The sequence below is a fragment of the Rhizobium sp. SEMIA 4085 genome, from assembly GCF_013004495.1.
Lineage (GTDB): Bacteria > Pseudomonadota > Alphaproteobacteria > Rhizobiales > Rhizobiaceae > Rhizobium > Rhizobium gallicum.
On record NZ_JABEPH010000101.1, the window covers coordinates 1 to 16,570 of the forward strand.

15 protein-coding genes and 2 pseudogenes are annotated in these 16,570 nt (G+C 58.7%); 12 read left to right on the plus strand and 5 right to left on the minus strand.

Features of this window, described 5'->3' with window-relative positions; genetic code table 11:
• Together C9413_RS12705 and C9413_RS33270 are read right to left on the minus strand one after the other, a co-directional pair.
• Positions 1-886: glycosyltransferase (locus tag C9413_RS12705; protein WP_170250514.1), on the minus strand; the 886-nt coding region annotated here is incomplete at its 3' end.
• Positions 887-1,210: 324 nt separating this feature from the next.
• Positions 1,211-1,327 (minus strand): annotated as a pseudogene (locus C9413_RS33270) (response regulator); the annotation flags it as partial.
• Between the two features lie 94 nt (positions 1,328-1,421).
• Between C9413_RS33270 and C9413_RS12710 the strand changes: the two are divergent.
• The 5 genes from C9413_RS12710 (at position 1,422) to C9413_RS12730 (ending at position 6,904) form a co-directional block, all read left to right on the plus strand.
• The gene (locus C9413_RS12710) at positions 1,422-2,813 is read left to right on the plus strand and encodes a cache domain-containing protein (RefSeq protein ID WP_170250515.1); all 1,392 of its coding nucleotides are present in this window, start codon (positions 1,422-1,424) and stop codon (positions 2,811-2,813) included.
• Entirely contained in the window at positions 2,810-3,451 is a 642-nt protein-coding gene (locus C9413_RS12715) for a response regulator transcription factor (protein WP_040115748.1), read from the plus strand. Before C9413_RS12710 ends, C9413_RS12715 begins: the two co-directional genes overlap by 4 nt.
• Before the next feature lie 130 nt (positions 3,452-3,581).
• Positions 3,582-4,130, plus strand: a complete 549-nt coding sequence (locus C9413_RS12720) for a TRAP transporter small permease subunit (RefSeq protein WP_040115747.1) — start codon at positions 3,582-3,584, stop codon at positions 4,128-4,130.
• Between the two features lie 13 nt (positions 4,131-4,143).
• Positions 4,144-5,724, plus strand: a complete 1,581-nt coding sequence (locus C9413_RS12725; RefSeq protein WP_170250516.1) for a TRAP transporter large permease subunit — start codon at positions 4,144-4,146, stop codon at positions 5,722-5,724.
• Between the two features lie 58 nt (positions 5,725-5,782).
• The gene (locus C9413_RS12730; protein ID WP_170250517.1) at positions 5,783-6,904 is read left to right on the plus strand and encodes a TRAP transporter substrate-binding protein; all 1,122 of its coding nucleotides are present in this window, start codon (positions 5,783-5,785) and stop codon (positions 6,902-6,904) included.
• Positions 6,905-6,995: 91 nt separating this feature from the next.
• Here C9413_RS12730 and C9413_RS12735 read toward each other — a convergent pair whose 3' ends face one another.
• On the minus strand, positions 6,996-7,982 hold the full coding sequence (locus C9413_RS12735) for a sugar-binding protein (protein ID WP_040115745.1): 987 nt from the start codon (positions 7,980-7,982) through the stop codon (positions 6,996-6,998).
• 48 nt (positions 7,983-8,030) lie between these two features.
• Positions 8,031-9,011: an NAD(P)-dependent oxidoreductase gene (locus C9413_RS12740; protein WP_040115744.1), complete on the minus strand. Its 981-nt coding sequence runs from the start codon at positions 9,009-9,011 to the stop codon at positions 8,031-8,033.
• A gap of 254 nt (positions 9,012-9,265) precedes the next feature.
• Between C9413_RS12740 and C9413_RS12745 the strand changes: the two genes are divergently transcribed.
• Complete coding sequence (locus C9413_RS12745) at positions 9,266-10,006, plus strand: ATP-binding cassette domain-containing protein (protein WP_133938504.1); 741 nt, start codon at positions 9,266-9,268, stop codon at positions 10,004-10,006.
• 38 nt (positions 10,007-10,044) lie between these two features.
• Positions 10,045-11,043, plus strand: coding sequence for an ABC transporter permease (locus tag C9413_RS12750; RefSeq protein WP_040116624.1), 999 nt, complete (start codon positions 10,045-10,047; stop codon positions 11,041-11,043).
• A 221-nt stretch (positions 11,044-11,264) separates the two neighbouring features.
• Here C9413_RS12750 and C9413_RS12755 read toward each other — a convergent pair whose 3' ends face one another.
• Entirely contained in the window at positions 11,265-12,029 is a 765-nt protein-coding gene (locus C9413_RS12755; RefSeq protein WP_082046735.1) for a metallophosphoesterase, read from the minus strand.
• 304 nt (positions 12,030-12,333) lie between these two features.
• Here C9413_RS12755 and C9413_RS12760 point away from each other — a divergent pair, with 304 nt between their 5' ends.
• From C9413_RS12760 to C9413_RS12780, 5 genes and pseudogenes are all read left to right on the plus strand, one after another.
• Positions 12,334-13,239: a S1C family serine protease gene (locus C9413_RS12760; RefSeq protein ID WP_040115743.1), complete on the plus strand. Its 906-nt coding sequence runs from the start codon at positions 12,334-12,336 to the stop codon at positions 13,237-13,239.
• 113 nt (positions 13,240-13,352) lie between these two features.
• Entirely contained in the window at positions 13,353-14,411 is a 1,059-nt protein-coding gene (locus tag C9413_RS12765) for a LacI family DNA-binding transcriptional regulator (RefSeq protein ID WP_040115742.1), read from the plus strand.
• A gap of 4 nt (positions 14,412-14,415) precedes the next feature.
• Positions 14,416-15,372, plus strand: a complete 957-nt coding sequence (locus C9413_RS12770; RefSeq protein ID WP_040115741.1) for a substrate-binding domain-containing protein — start codon at positions 14,416-14,418, stop codon at positions 15,370-15,372.
• A complete protein-coding gene (locus C9413_RS12775; protein WP_040115740.1) occupies positions 15,369-16,181 on the plus strand; it encodes an ATP-binding cassette domain-containing protein in 813 nt (270 codons plus the stop codon). The genes C9413_RS12770 and C9413_RS12775 overlap by 4 nt, the downstream gene beginning before the upstream one ends.
• A pseudogene (locus C9413_RS12780) lies at positions 16,178-16,570 on the plus strand (ABC transporter permease); the annotation flags it as partial. The gene C9413_RS12775 and the pseudogene C9413_RS12780, both read left to right, overlap by 4 nt.

The following is a 16,570-nucleotide window of genomic DNA, read 5'->3' on the forward strand; positions in this document are numbered from 1 at the left end:
CCACGGGCCCGGCGTCGCCGGGGGGGACCCTTGAATCATCGGGAGCGGGCGGCCGTTGGCGGTCTATGCAAAGCGATGCCAAGCGCTCTTCGAGATGCACCGTATCATGAAGACTGACGTCCAACGGTACTGTCAAGCCGACATCAGCGGCCTGATCGGACAAGGCTTCCATGCGGCGGAAGTCGTGCTCCACCCGCCAGCGTGCCCGCTGGCCAAGTTTTTCTGCAAAGACGGAATGATTGGCGCCATGCATGCGGTAGGCGCCAAGGCAAGAATCGATCGACGTCACCTTTCCGTGGAGAGGCGCGACAGTGACCAGATATCCGTCCGCCCCCTGGCGAAAGTCCGTCTCGGGGATGGGCATGATCGCCTCCAAAGCCGAACGCATGAAGGCCAGCCCGCTTGTCACGGTGGTTTGATAGCGTCCCTTCTGCAACAGCTGGGGGGTGACATCACCTGAATCGAAGGGAAACTCCTGAGGTGGAAACACATCCTTGACGCGTTGGCGCTCGTCGACAATGTGCAATCTGAATTGCGCCTGGGCGGTATCGCCGTCGCAAGCCTTGATTATCTCCGAGACGGCGTTCGGATAAAGATAGTCGTCGGCGTCGAGAAACAGAACGATCTGGCCTCGGCTGACCGCAAATCCTGTGTTGAACGCAGCCGCATGCCCACCATTGCTCTCTCTTAAGAGAGCCGTGATCCTGGAGCCATAGGCCGCAATCACACAAGCGCTGTCGTCAGCCGATGCGTCGTCGACAACGATGACTTCTACGTTGTCATGGCTTTGTTCCAGCGCGCTATCGATGCAGCACTTTAAGAAGCGCGCGTAGTTGTAGTTCGCAATGATGATCGAAACTGAAACGTCATCTTGGATGGAATGCATCGCATTGAACCTCGCACTTCTGCTTTGGTCGCGGCGAACCTTCTCATTCAGGTCCTGATGGTAATGTCCGTCTGGGCAAGAACGGCTTTTCAAAGCTGAGAAAAAGCCGCTGCACTGACACGCCGGCACGCAGCCGGCGAAGATTTTGTTTGATCAGTCTGTGCGCTCCCCAGCCTGCTCAGCTTTGTGGCTTTTGAAAGACCATAGCCATGAAAGCTCCGTCAGGCAGGAAAGAGCAACTGCCCTGGGCTGGCGTTGCAGCATAGGTCACCGCACCGGCGCCCGGTGATGTGTCCACGCTTTGCGGAATGGGACGACCGCCAATTAGAATGCGCGACCGGCCGCTTTGTCGTTTTCAATCCGCGTAACGCAGCCTGTAATTTTCGCAAGCAATAGGTCGAAGTCGATGGGTTTCGTCAGATAGTCCGCCGCGCCTGCGCGAAACGTTTGCAGGTCGGGCGAAGCTTGAGCTATCCGTCGATGTCGTTTCATATATAAGCTCGCCGCGTGACCAAGGCGGCAGGGAGGCGGATCTGTGAACCTTAGACATCAGATTGTGGCATTGGCCATCATTCCATTGATCCTGGCCATTCTGATCGTCACAACGTTCATCACCTGGCAATCGGCGACGCTTGTGCGAAGCAGCATCGACACGTTCGAGCGAAACATGCTGAAAGCCAAGGAAACGGAACTCCTCAATCTGACAAATCTTGCGCTCTCTGCCATTCATGACATCTACGAAGCCGCAGGTCCGGACGACGAAGTAGCAAAGGAGAAGGTTCGCGCCATCTTGACCACTCTCGACTACGGCAAGGATGGCTACTTCTTTGTCTATGACTACGACGGCAACAATGTCGTGCATCCGCGCCAGGCGTTCCGGCCTGGGCACAACTGGCTCGATCTTACCGACCCCGATGGCGATAGGGTTATTGCCAATCTCATTCAGAAGGCCAAGGAGGGCGGCGGCCTACACCAGTACAAGTGGCAGAAGCCGTCTTCGGGGGAGGTGGCCGACAAGCTGTCCTTCGCTGCCGGCCTCGACAAATGGAAGTGGATGCTTGGAACGGGCGTCTATCTTGATGACGTCTTTGCACAGACCGCCGCCGCAAATGCAGATTTTCGCGCCAATGTCCGCAAGACATTTCTGATCATTGCGCTGATCGCCGTGCCGGCGGTTCTCATCGTCTTTGCCACCGGCATGTTGCTGACGTTGAGAGAACGCCGTCTTGCAGACAGCAAGCTTAAACAGCTCGCACAGCGCATTATCGACACGCAGGAAGAGGAAAGGGCGCGCCTTGCCCGTGAACTGCATGATGGGATATCGCAGAACCTCATCGGCGTCCGCTATGCTATCGATCTGGCGAGCCGCAAGGTCGCAAGCCAGACCGAAGACGCCGCCCGCGCAATCGATCGCGGAGCGGAGGCGCTGAACGGGGCGATCAAGGAGGTACGGCGCCTGTCCCATGACCTGCGTCCGCGAGCGCTTGATGACCTTGGCCTGACGCCTGCGCTCAAGGCACTTTGCGACAACTTCTCGGAGCGTACGGGCATCGAGACCCGACTGGAGGCGCTTCCCTTCAAGAACATGCTGAAGCCGGAGGCGAGCACGGCACTTTATCGCGTTGCGCAGGAGGCGTTGAACAATGTGGAGCGGCATTCGGGAGCCACCCGCGTCGACATCAGGATTTGGAACGTTGGGGGCCGTGTCCGCATGACGATCTCCGACAACGGAAACGGTTTCGATGAAACAATTGCCGAGGGAAAGAAAGCGCTCGGCGGCGGGCTCGGACTGCGCAACATGCAAGAGCGCCTGGCCCATTTCGGCGGCCTGCTACTGATCAAGACGACACCGGCAGGCACGATCCTGACAGCGCTGCTTCCAAGGTCAGCAACGGCGAACCGCGCGCAAGGCAAGGAAGCAGCATGAGCGGCAAAAATATCAAGGTCCTTTTGATCGACAACCACCCCCTGGTTCTGGACGGGTTGGGGGCCGTTCTGGAAACCTATGAACACATTGAGATTGTCGGCACTGCCGGATTGGCACGCGCAGGGCTTGAGATTGCGCTGAGGGAAAGGCCAGCAGTGGTCTTGATGGACATCAACATGCCGCAGCTCAGCGGCATAGACGCGATCGAGCTCTTCAAGGAGCAACTGCCCGACGCGCGCATCCTGATGCTGTCAATGCACGACAGTCGCGAATATATTTCCACCTCGGTGTTGCACGGGGCATCCGGTTACATACTCAAGGATGTCTCCACCGACGAGATCATCGCTGCGATCGAAGCCGTGGCAAACGGCAAAACCTACTTCTCTTCCGGTGTTTCGGATGTTCTCCTCGAGCGAAAGGTGGCGCCGGATGCGCTGCCTCTAACGACACGCGAGCATGATGTTCTATTGTTGCTGGCGGCAGGAAAAAGCAATCGCGATATTGCCCAGACACTCGGTATCTCAGCTGCCACGGTGGAGACGCACCGCAAGAACATCAAGAAGAAGCTCAACATCGCGACGACGGCCGGACTGACGCGCTATGCTATCGAGAACGGATTGACCTGGGCCGAGAGTTGAGCGCCTACCCAGTAGTGGGTAGGCACGCGTATTTTGCCGATTTTCGGTCTTGTTCCTAAAGTTTCCGCGCAATACCAGTTGCCCGGTGGTCACGTCGCCCAAAGCCTGTGACCCCTGGGAGGAATACATCATGGCTGGCTTGCTGTCGCTGTCGCGCGTCATCGACGCGATCAATACCTTTTTGGGTAAATCCGTCTCGTGGTTGCTGCTGGCTGCAGTGCTGATCAGCGCGGTCAATGCGACGACCCGGAAACTTTTCAACTTGAGTTCGAATGCTTGGCTTGAGGCTCAGTGGTACTTGTTTTCGGCCGCATTCCTCATCGCCGCAGCATGGACGCTTTTAAGTAGCGAACATGTCAAAGTCGACCTTGTCTACGGTCAGTTGCCGCGACGCGCGCAGCTTTGGATCGAAATCCTCGGCACGATCTTCTTTCTCTTGCCGTTCTGTCTGATCACGATTTACCTGTCCTGGCCGATCGTCGTTTCGAAATTCGTCAGCGGCGAAATATCGAACAATACCGGCGGCCTGCTCCTGTGGCCCGTATGGGCCCTTATTCCAGCCGGCTTCGGATTGCTGGCGCTCCAGGGCCTTTCGGAACTCATCAAACGCATCGCGATCCTGAAGGGCGATTTTCCGGACGCGATCGCACTTGCCGACGCTGAAGCACAAACACTCTAGGCAGGAAAAATCCATGTTTGCTTTCTTTGCGGAAAATCTCGCGCCCATCATGTTCCTGTCGCTGATCGTCGTGCTTCTGCTCGGCTATCCCGTGGCGTTTGCGCTGGCTTTCGTCGGCTTTTTGTTCGGTTTCGTCGGGATTGAGATGGGCTTGCTGCCGATCAATCTGTTCGGGGCAATCCCGGACCGCATCTTCGGACAGATGTCCAACGAGACGCTACTTGCCATTCCCTTTTTCACGTTCATGGGACTGATCCTCGAGCGAAGCGGTATGGCGGAGGATTTGCTGGACACGATCGGACAACTGTTCGGGCCTGTGCGCGGCGGCCTTGCCTTCGCTGTGATCTTTGTCGGCGCCATCCTTGCTGCGACGACCGGCGTAGTTGCCGCCTCCGTCATCTCGATGGGCCTGATCTCGCTGCCGATCATGCTTCGCTACGGCTATGATCGCCGCGTTGCCGCCGGCACCATCGCCGCGTCGGGGACTCTCGCGCAGATCATTCCGCCAAGCCTCGTCCTGATTATCCTGGCAGACCAGCTCGGTCGGTCGGTCGGCGACATGTACAAGGGCGCTCTCGTGCCAGGCCTCGTGCTGGTGGTGGTCTATTCCGGCTACATCATCGTAATGTCCCTCCTTCAGCCCGCCAGCGTTCCCGCGCTCCCGGCGGAAGCGCGTTTGCTGCGGGGTTGGAAGCTCGCCGGAAGAGTTGTCACATCGCTCGTGCCGCCCCTTGTGCTGATCTTCCTGGTGCTCGGAACCATCTTCATTGGTCTTGCGACCCCCACCGAAGGTGGCGCAATGGGCGCCGTCGGTGCTCTGATCCTCGCGGCATTCAATCGCCGTCTCGATATCAAGATGGTCAAGGCGGCGCTCTATTCGACGTCGAAGCTCTCGTCTTTCGTAATCTTCATCCTATTGGGTGCACGCGTCTTTTCACTGACTTTTTATGGCGTCAACGGTCACGTTTGGGTCGAGCATCTGATGACGTCGATCCCGGGCGGTGAAATCGGCTTTCTGATCGTCGCCAACCTGCTGGTCTTCTTCCTTGCCTTCTTCCTCGATTATTTCGAGCTCGCCTTCATCATCATTCCGCTACTCGCGCCCGTTGCCGACAGCCTCGGTATCGACCTGATCTGGTTTGGCGTGATGCTGGCGATCAATATGCAGACCTCGTTCATGCATCCGCCATTCGGTTTCTCGCTGTTCTATCTGCGATCTGTCGCACCGAGCCGGGCTTATAAGGACCGTATTTCAGGCGCGACCATCCAGCCGGTCACGTCGGGCCAGATCTATATGGGCGCACTGCCGTTCCTGGGGATCCAGCTTGCGATGGTCATTGTCGTGATCGCGTTCCCCCAGCGCGTCACCCACTACAAGGCCGGCCAGGTCACCGTCGATCCGTCGACCATCCAGTTGAATGTTCCGATGCCGGGCGCTGGGGGAGAGAACCCGTTCGGCACGCCTGCACAACCTTTTGGCGCTCCTGAACCGTCAAACGGTGCGCCGGCCGCGCCTGGTTTCGGAGCGCCCGCGCCGGATTTTGGATCGCCGACCCCCAGTTTTGGCGCGCCGCCGTCCGAACCCGCCACGTAACGCCACAGCCAAAATCGCTTTGCCAAGTGCTGCAATCCAATCAACCGAGGAGGATATGATGACCGATAAACTAAGCCGCCGTAAATTTCTGACCAAGGGAGCGCTCGGTGGCGCTGCCACTGTGGCAGGAGCAGCGCTGGCGGCACCAGCCGTTGCCCAGGAACTGCCGACCATTAAGTGGCGCCTGACGTCGGGCTTCCCGAACAATCTCGATACGATCTATGGCGGGGCGGTGGTCATGGCCGATGCCCTTTCCAAGATCACCGAGGGCAAATTTCAGATCCAGGTCTTTCAAGCCGGCGAGATAGTCCCCGGTCCGCAGGCGATCGATGCGGTTCAGGCGAACACCGTCGAAATCGCTCATACCTGCGGATATTACTTCACCGGCAAGAATCCGACTTTTGCGATCGGTTCAACGATCCCCTTCGGTCTCAATGCCCGCCAGCAAAACGCCTGGCTCTATCACGGCGGCGGCAACGAGCTCTATGACGAGTTTCTTTCCGAATACGGCATCATCGGCAAGCCCGGCGGTGGCACCGGCGCCCAGATGGGTGGCTGGTTTCGCAAGGAGATCAACAGCGCTGCAGACCTCAACGGCGTCAAGATGCGTATTGCCGGTGTCGCCGGCCAGGTGATGTCGCGTCTCGGTGTCGTTCCACAACAGCTTCCCGGCGGCGATATCTATCCGGCGCTCGAACGCGGCACGATCGACGCAGCCGAATGGGTTGGACCCTACGATGACGAACGCCTCGGCTTCTTCCAGATCGCCCCCTATTACTATTATCCTGCATATTGGGAAGGCGGTCTGACCATCCATTTCTTCATCAACAAGGCGCAGTACGAAGGCTTGCCGGACGCTTACAAGGCGGCGCTCGACACCGCCTGCAAGGCGGCCAATGTCAACATGCAGGCGCTTTACGACGTCAAGAACACCAAGGCGATTCGATCGCTGGTCGGCAAGGGTGTGAAACTTCGTCCGCTTCCGCGTGATGTTATGGATGCGGCCTATAAGGCGACGTTTGAACTCTATGGCGAATACAGCGCCAAATATCCGGCCTGGGCGAAGATCTACCCGGCCTGGAAGAAATTCCGCGACGAATCCTTCGAGTGGTTCCGCGTCGCCGAATACAGCTACGACAGCTACATGTACGCCGCACAGGCCTCCGGTAAGGGACAGTAGGCGACTGGAGATCTCCAGGGCTGGAGATGTCCAGGCGCTTTTTTTTGGAGAACCGGAGCGCCCAGTGGTTCTGGGCGCTCCGAACCACGCGTTATTTCTGGATGCAGGTGTCGACTGTGTCCTTGGTGCATTCGTCGAGCCCGGTGAACACCGGATCCTCAACCGGCTTTCCGGCGATCAGGTCCATCATCACGGAAGGTGCCTTGTAGCCCATTTCGAAGGGACGTTGGCCGACCAGCGCGGTGACAAGGCCCTCCTTGGCTATCGCCACTTCGTCGCCGATCGTGTCGGCGGCGCCGATGACGAACTCGTTTTTGGCGATCTTGTCGGCCATCGGCTTGAACAGGTCGCGGTAGGGCTGGGGGGCGCCGAAGAGCGGCCAGCCGCCCATGATGCCGAAGCCGGCAAGGTCGGGATTGGCGGCGAGGATGTCAGTCATCGCCTGCACGCCCTTGGCGCCGTCGTCGTTGGTGAACACTGGGCAGCCGGCGACCTCGGTCCAGCCTCCTTCACCCTTGAGCTCGGTCAGCCCTTCCTTGCCCGACAACGAATCGCGCCAGCCCTGTGCGCGACGCAGAATGTTGTCGGCGCCGGGATTGCCCTGGATCGAGCAGACCTTGCCACCATCCGGCTTGGCCTCTTTCATGTAGTCGCCGATGCGCTTGCCCATCAGATAGTTGTCGGTGCCGAGATAGGTCTTTCGCAGAGCGGCGTCTTCCTGGGCGAGGTCGGCGTCGAGCGTCATCACCGGAACGCTCGGATTGGCTGTCTTGAGCGTCTGGGCGATAAGCTTGGCGTTCGACGGCGAGATGGCGATCGCAGCCGTGTCGGCCTTGCCCAGCATGTCCTGGACGATCTGGGCCTCGCCGGCTTCATCGGATGTCGATGCCGGGCCTGTGTAGAAGCACTCATATTCCGAGTCCGGGTTTTCCTTGTTCCATTTCTGGCAACCTTGGTTAATCGCTTCGAAGAACGGGTTGTCGAGTCCTTTCACGACGATGACGAGCTGCTTCTTGGCAAGCGCCGGGCCGGCGGTGAGTGCCAGGGCCGTGAATGCAAGTAATAATGCCTTCCTCATGGTTTCCTCCCTTGAAACAGACGGGCGCGACGCGACCGCCATACGAAATCAACCCGGGTACCAGACAATGCGAGGGTCATCCTGCGAACGCTCGTATTGCCAGGCCGAGTCGATAAGCCTTTCCAGATCGTAGCTGGGCTGCCAGTCCAGCAGGTATTTGGCCTTGCTGTTGTCCATCCAATTCGAGTGGTATTGGCTTGGGATGTCGACAGCCTCAAGGTTTCGCGTGTGCGCCAGATAGGCTGCGACCTCGCCATAGTCGACCGGCCGGTCCATACAGATATTGAAGAGCTGGCGCTTTGCGCGTGGATTGTCGATCGCTGCCAGAATGGCCGATACCAGATCGTCGACATGCACGAAATTACGCTTTAGCGGACGTCCATCGGCGTCGCGCAGCAGCGGCACTGTGCCGGCTTGCACATAACGTCTCGCATCGCCTTGCGGGACGAGCGCCTTCCAGTCGGGGCCGCCGAAAACATCATCGCCGAAGGACAGCGTATATTTGAAATCATCCTTTTCCATGATCCACGGTGCGCGAAGGCAGCAGTTGTTGATGCCGTACTGGATGGCGAACTGGTCAAGCATCACCTCCTCGAGAACCTTGGAAAGCGCGTAACTTCCTGGATAAGCGCAATGCGGCGTATCCTCGGTGATCGGTCCCTCGTGGCGATAGTAGAAATGGCCGATACCGGCATCACCGCCGATGAGGATGAACTGTTGCGCGGTGGCGCTCGTACGGAAGGCTTCGAGTAACCAGAAAAGACCCTTGACGGTTACGTCCATGACGGCGGCAGGCGTTTCCTTGCACGTGGCAAGATGCACAACGTGGGTCACGTCTTTCATTGCGGCTGCCGCGACATGCGGGTCGGCGATCGAGCCCTTTGTGACTTCGACACGGCCGGTCTCAGGAAGCAAACGATTATGGCAAAGCGCGCGGATGCGTGCTTTCGAAAATCTCGGATCGTCAAGCAGCCCAGCAATGAAGCGCCGCCCGACCTTGCCCGTCGCACCGGTAACAAGGATCAGCATGCTCTCTCTCCCATGAACAGCTAATATCCGCCTGCTTCGCACGTCAACGGGTATTTGTCATACAAAACAGATTTTTGTGATGTCTGCTTGATTCGCCGGACATTTGATTGACGCTTTCGCAAGGTTTTGCGTAAATGCGATGGAATCGCTTTGCTGGGAGGACATCGGCAAGGCGAGATTGCGGGCATCCATCCCTTGGACGACATCTAAGGGCAAAGAGGAAGCCTGAGAGGTTTTGGGAGGTTAGCAGGCTGGTGGCGGTTCTCGAACTCACCAACATCTCCAAACATTTCGGCGCCATCCAGGCAGTCAACGACGTTTCGCTTTCGCTGGAGGCGGGCCAGGTCGTCGGCCTCATGGGCGATAACGGCGCCGGAAAGTCGACACTGGTCAAGATGATTGCCGGCAATTTCCGGCCGAGCGAGGGCACCATACGCCTCGACGGCGCGGAAATCGTCATGCACCGGCCGGTGGAGGCGCGCCAGCACGGCATCGAGATCGTTCACCAGGATCTGGCACTCTGCAATAATCTGACGGCAGCGGCGAACGTGTTCCTAGGACGCGAGTTGCGGCGCGGCGTCGGTCCGCTGAAAGTCCTGGACTACAAGACCATGTATAGGCGTGCCGGCGAGATTTTCAGGGAGCTGAAGTCGGAGACGCGTCCCCGGGACCTTGTAAGGCAGATGTCAGGCGGCCAGCGGCAGGCGGTGGCGATTGCACGCACCATGCTGTCGGAGGCAAAGATCGTACTGATGGACGAGCCGACTGCGGCAATATCCGTTCGCCAGGTGGCGGAGGTGCTCAATCTGATCCGCGAACTGCGTGACCGCGGCATTGCCGTTGTCCTGATCAGCCATCGCATGCCGGACGTTTTTACGGTTGCCGACCGCGTCATCGTGTTGCGGCGAGGCAGAAAAGTTGCCGACAAGCCGATTGCGGCAAGTTCGCCAGAAGAAGTCACAGGTCTTATCACCGGCGCGATCGAACAAGTGTGATCGCGCTGCTTGGATAGTGGAAGAAATGAAGGTCGATGATGGCTGTTACTCTTGACCAGACAATTGAACAGAAGCAGCGGAACTGGCTTGCATCAATCGTGGGCGGGCAAACCTTCTGGGTCCTGATCGCAGTCATCCTCGCCTGTCTTTTCCTGTCTGCTGCAACCGACTCCTTCGCCACGGCGAAGAACCTCTACAATATCACCCGCAACGTCACTTTCGTTGCCATCATTGCGCTCGGCATGACGCTGGTGATCATTACCGGCGGCATCGATTTGTCCGTGGGATCGGTGCTCTGCCTGTGCAGCATGGTCCTGGCGGTGGTCATGCATGCCGGCTACAGCATCGAAGTCGGTATTGCCGCGTCGATCGGGACTGCCCTGGTCATCGGGGCTTTCAACGGACTGTTGATCGCCTATCTCGACTTCCCGCCTTTCGTCGTGACGCTCGGCATGCTGTCGATTGCGCGCAGTCTTGCGATGGTGGCATCAAACAATACCGTGGTCTTCCAATTCGGGCCAGATCACGACACGCTTCTGGCACTCGGTGGCGGCGCGTGGTTTCTCGGCATCGCCAACCCGGTGCTCTACATGATCATTCTGGCGTTGCTGACCGGTTTCGTGCTGCGCTGGACGAGGTTCGGGCGTTATGTTTTTGCCATCGGCGGCAATGAGCATGCCGCAACGTTGACCGGGGTTCCGGTACGCAGGATCAAGGTCGCAGTTTATATGATATCCGCCCTATCGGCGGGGGTTGCCGGCATTGTTCAAACCGGTTGGCTCGGCGCCGTTACCACCAATATAGGTGCCGGAATGGAACTTCAGGTCATCGCGGCCGCCGTCATTGGCGGCGCCAATCTGGCAGGCGGCGTCGGTACCGCGCTCGGTGCGTTGGTCGGAGCCGCCCTGATCGAAGTGATCCGCAACAGTCTCGGTCTGCTCGGCATCAACGCTTTCTGGCAGGGGACCTTCATTGGCGGCGCTATCGTGCTTGCTGTGCTTTTTGACCGGATCCGCAACTTCCGGCAGAGCGAATAGGATCTTGCTTTGAACTTCCGCGACAGATCGACGCTGTCGACACGCAATGCCAGTGGACAAACATCAATGCCAGGCTCTCCATGGAGAAGACCCAAAGTCGGCACCAATAGAGTTACCTGTGGTCAGATAGTCGCACCTAAGATGGGCGCTTTGCGGCTTCACGAGTTGATCTCAACCGACCGGTCCGCTCTTCTGCGAGCAGGAAAGCGTGAATTGGGGGGCTAGTCGGAGTGGGAGACATAAAGAAAGCGCGGCTCGCTATTGCCAGCGATCACGACGGCTGACAGGCGTCCTGTGCGATAGGCCCCCGTATCGATCGCTATGCGGTTCGAATGAATCTCCGGAAGTTCTGAGCTCGTGATCGTGTGACCATGCACCACGACCTTTTCGAATTGGTCTGAGACATCGAGGAAGCGTTCGCGTATTTCGCGAAGATCCTGCTCGTCCTGGTCGGCAAGGGGCTTCTTCGGGTCGATCCCGGCATGGACGAGGCAGTAGCCATTCACGATGACCATGTCTGCGGCTCGATTGAGCAGTGCCAGATGATGCGCATATCGGGGAAGCAGCAGGTCCGGCAGCTCTCCTGCCCAGCCCGGCATGCGGTGACTGTAAGAGCGAAGGGTCGACTTTCCGCCCAGTCCCGACAGCCAATGATCAAGCGCCGGATCGCCGAGATGGTTAGTCAAAGCCTCGCGAAACAGGTAGTCGTGATTTCCGAGAATGAATTGCGATCCTTCACGTTGCTGAAGCGTCGCATGCACAATTTCCATCGCTCGCCGGCTGTCCGGCCCTCTGTCGACGATATCACCAAGGAATACGACCCGCGGCTCCGCGCCGCATCTCATGGCATCTTCGTCAATTGTCGCTAACAGAACCTCAAGCAAGCTGGCCATCCCATGAACATCGCCAATGGCATAAACGGGGCGAGATACAGAACTGGCTAGCTCGACGATTCTCATTGGCATACTCAGACGCAGTACAAGCATTACTCTTCCTTCATCTGAGATGATGCAGCTCCGCTGACAAGGGAGCGAGCTCGGCAAGTGCTTGTTGTGGTGTATGAAACGTCAACCCTTTGCCCGCTGTCTGCTATCCGTCGCATCGAAGGACAGTTTCATACGGGCGCTCAATTGATGTGGTTACTCTCCGTCGTTGCATCGGCCTGAAGGCAGATTCGGCTCTTGCGGCTTGTCTGCCCCGTTACGAGCCATATTTTAGAGGAATGCCAGGCGCCGCATGAAAGCGGTGACGCTTTGCCGTGCGTAGATCTTGCTCATCAGGAACGAAAGCATGAACATCGACAGAATTTTGCGGTCCGTTGTGGCGGTCCGTTCTTCAATTCCGGAAGATGCCTTCACCGCGACGACGCTCGGTACCCAAAGGGAGGGAAGCGGCGTGGTGATCCGGGAAAATGGGCTAGTGGTCACGATCGGCTACCTGATCACCGAGGCCGAGGAAGTCTGGCTGACACGCAACGACGGGTATGTCGTTCCTGCGCATGCGCTTGCCTATGATCAGGAAACCGGCTTCGGTCTGGTGCAGGCCCTTGGGTCGCTTGACGTTCCCGCATTGGATCTTGGGGATGGGGCCGAAGCGAAGGTCGGCGATCCGGTCATGCTGGCCGACGGTATCGGTCAGTTCGTGCAGGCTGCGATTGTCGCCAAGCAGGAATTCGCCGGCTATTGGGAATACCTGCTCGAAGAGGCGATATTCATCGCGCCTGCGCACCCTTCCTGGGGCGGTGCGGCACTCGTGGGCTCCGACGGCAAACTTCTTGGCATTGGCTCGCTGCGCCTGCAAATGAACCAAAGGGGACAGAGCGCGGACATCAACATGGTCGTGCCGATCAACCTGTTGCCACCCATTCTTGATGATCTGCTTACGCGCGGCCAAGTGAACAAGCCGCCGCGTCCCTGGCTCGGGGCTTTCTCTGCCGAAAGTAATGGCGACGTGGTGGTCATGAGCGTGGCTCAAGGAGGTCCGGCGGCTCAAGCGGGGTTGCGTGAGGGAGATATCATCTCGGAGATACGGGATGGGGAGGTCGCCGGTCTTGCCGACTTTTACCGCAAGTTATGGAGGAGCGGCCCCGCCGGCGTGGAGATCCCCATGAGGATATTGCGCGACGGCCGCGAGGCATGGCTGCGTATCAAGTCGGCCGACCGCAACAGTTTTCTCCGAAAGCCGCAGCTGCAGTAATGGAACTGCGGTCGTGTTTTGGCAACCGCAATAACGCACGCAAAGTCCGCTTGACTCATAAAGGGATCGGTGAGCTAAATGGTAAATCGGTTTACTAAAGCGGTTTACAAACGATGGCGAATGAGCGTGTCACCAGTCTGAAGGATGTCGCCGGAGCTGCCGGCGTTTCCGTGACGACGGTCTCGCGACTGCTGAACGGATCGCTCGAGCTTCCCCACGAGACGAAGAAGAGGATCGAGGATGCGATCCGAGATCTCAACTATCAGCCCAATCCGCATGCCCGGCGCCTAAGCCGCGGGCGCTCGGATACGATCGGTCTCGTGGTGCCCGACATCGCCAATCCGTTCTTCGCAACGCTTGTCGCGGCGGTGGAGGAGGAGGCGGACCGCCGCGGGCTTGCCGTCTCGCTCTACGCGACGCTGAACCGCTCTGGCCGCGAGGTTGCCTATCTTCAGCTTATCGAGCGCAACCATGTCGATGGATTAATCTTTGTCACCAACCATCCGGATGACGGGCAACTCGGGGCGCTCATCAACCGCACCGGCAAGGTTGTCGTCGTGGACGAAGACGTCCCGGATGCGCTGGCACCGAAGCTCTTCTGCGACAACGACAGGGGCGGCTATCTGGCAGGAACGCACCTTGCGGAGATGGGGCATCGCCGCGTCCTTTTCATCGGCGGGCCCGAACGGATGATCAGCGCACAGCGCCGTTTCCAAGGGCTCGAAAGGGCGATGTACGAACTGTGGGGGGCTGATGCCCTGCTGCTCAGCTACAAGGGCGAATACACCGTCGCCTTCGGGCGGGAAGCCGCCAAGCGCTTCATAGCCGAAGGCATGCCCGCGAGCGCGATCTTCGCGAGTTCGGATGAAATCGCCATCGGTCTCATTGAGGTCTTGCGCAGCCAAGGCATTTCGATCCCGCAGGACGTGTCGGTCGTTGGCTTCGACGACGTCGGGCCGCTGCATCTTTTTGCGCCGCCGCTGACGGCCATCCGCCAGCCCGTTCGGCAGATCGGCCAGCGGGCGCTGTCGTTGCTTCTTGAGACAAACTGGCAGGAGCGTACCCCTTGCGCTGTGGAAGAGCTCCTGCCGGTCGAAATCGTCGTGCGGAGTTCCGTTGCGCCGCCGGCGAATCCAAAAGCCGCAATGGACAAAAAAAGAACCAGAGGATGAGAACATGACCCGGACTATCAAACGCAGAACATTCACAGCCGCGCTCGGCTTCACTGCATTGGCAACCGCCTCGCTCGCAGGCTTGGGCGCAAGTGCGCAGGAAAAGACCTTTGCGCTGGTGCAGATCAACCAGCAGGCATTGTTTTTCAACCAGATGAACGAGGGTGCCCAGAAGGCGGCCGATGCAGCAGGCGTAAAACTCGTGATCTTCAATGCCAACAACGATCCGGCCGCCCAAAACAGCGCGATTGAGACTTACATCCAGCAGAAAGTCGCCGGTCTTGCCGTCGTTGCCATCGATGTCAACGGCATCATGCCGGCCATCAAGCAGGCGGCAGACGCCGGTATTCCCGTGGTCGCGATCGATGCAATCCTCCCTGAAGGTCCCCAGAAGGCGCAGATCGGCGTCGACAACGCCAAGGCCGGCGCTGACATGGGCAAATTCTTCCTCGACTATGTCCAGGCGAACATGGACGGCAAGGCAAAGGTCGGTGTCGTCGGTGCGCTGAATTCGTTCATCCAGAATGTCCGCCAGGAAGGCTTTGAAAAGACGCTCGAAGGTGTCTCCGGCATCGAAAAGGCCGGCGTCGTCGATGGTCAGAACATTCAGGACAATGCGCTTGCCGCCGCCGAGAACCTGATCACCGGCAATCCGGATATGACCGCCGTCTATGCGACCGGCGAGCCGGCCCTGATGGGAGCCATCGCCGCTGTCGAAAGCCAGGGCAAGCAGGATGCCATCAAGGTGTTCGGCTGGGATCTCACTGCCCAGGCGATCGCCGGCATCGACGCCGGTTACGTTGCCGCCGTAATACAGCAGGATCCGGCCGCCATGGGTGCTGCGGCCGTCGACGCGCTGAAGAAGGTCTCGGATGGCGGTTCGGTCGATAAGAACATCGCGGTTCCCGTGACCATCGTCACCAAGGAGAACGTGGAGCCATACAGGGCCGTTTTTAAATGATCAGCCACGGACAGCACCCAAGCGCGGTCTCCGGAACCGGGGGAGCCATGCTCTCCCGGCAATCCGGGGCGGCGGCAAACCGGCCGCGCATATCCCTCCGCGATATCCGCAAGACCTTCGGCTCGCACCAGGCGCTGCGCGGCGTCGACCTCGACATTTACCCCGGGGAATGCCTCGGCCTTGTAGGCGACAATGCGGCAGGTAAATCAACGCTTACTAAAATTATCTCCGGCACCTATATACCAGACGGTGGAACGATCTCGATCGATGGAGAAGCGGTGCGTTTTTCCGGTCCGGCCGAGGCCCGCTCGCGCAATATAGAGATGGTCTTCCAGGACTTGAGCCTCTGCGATCATATCGATGTGGTCGGCAATCTCTTTCTCGGCCGCGAAATCACCAGGGGACCTTTTCTCGATCGTGCGACCATGCTTGCCGAGGCGCGCAAAATGCTCGATGCGCTGGAGATTCGCATCCCGCGGCTGACCGCAAAGGTCGAAAAGCTTTCCGGTGGCCAGCGCCAGGCCATTGCAATTGCCCGGGCCGCCTCCTTCAATCCCAAGGTCCTGATCATGGACGAGCCGACATCGGCACTTGCCGTTGCCGAGGTGGAAGCCGTGCTCTCGCTGATCAACCGCGTCAAGGCGAAGGGCGTTTCCGTCGTCCTCATCACCCATCGCCTGCAGGACCTCTTCCGGGTCTGCGACCGGATTGCCGTCATGTACGAAGGCACCAAAGTCGCCGAGCGCGAGATCGGCAAGACCGATCTGGAGGATCTCGTGAAGCTCATCGTCGGAGGAGAAAGGCAGTGACCGTCTATACCGAACGCGCCAAAGGCTCGCCGCTTGCCGACTTCTTTGCCGAGCATGCGCAGGTCCTGTCGATTGCCTTTTTCTTCCTCGCCTGTGTGGCCTTCTTTGCAGTCACGACCGATACGTTCATGACCGTCGGAAATCTCCTGAATGTCGTACGGCAGGCGGCCCCAATTCTTATTGTCGCCGTCGCGATGACCCTCGTCATCGTCACCGGCGGTATCGATCTGTCGGTCGGGTCGCAGGTGGCGCTCGTCAACGCCGTGGCGGCTGTCTCTTATACACCTATGACGCTGCCGCCGGGCGATCTAGGGGCAGTCTCGGGGGAGCCCGCATCCATAAAACAAAAAAACAATCCAGTAGAGCGGTCATGCACTGCACGAACAAGA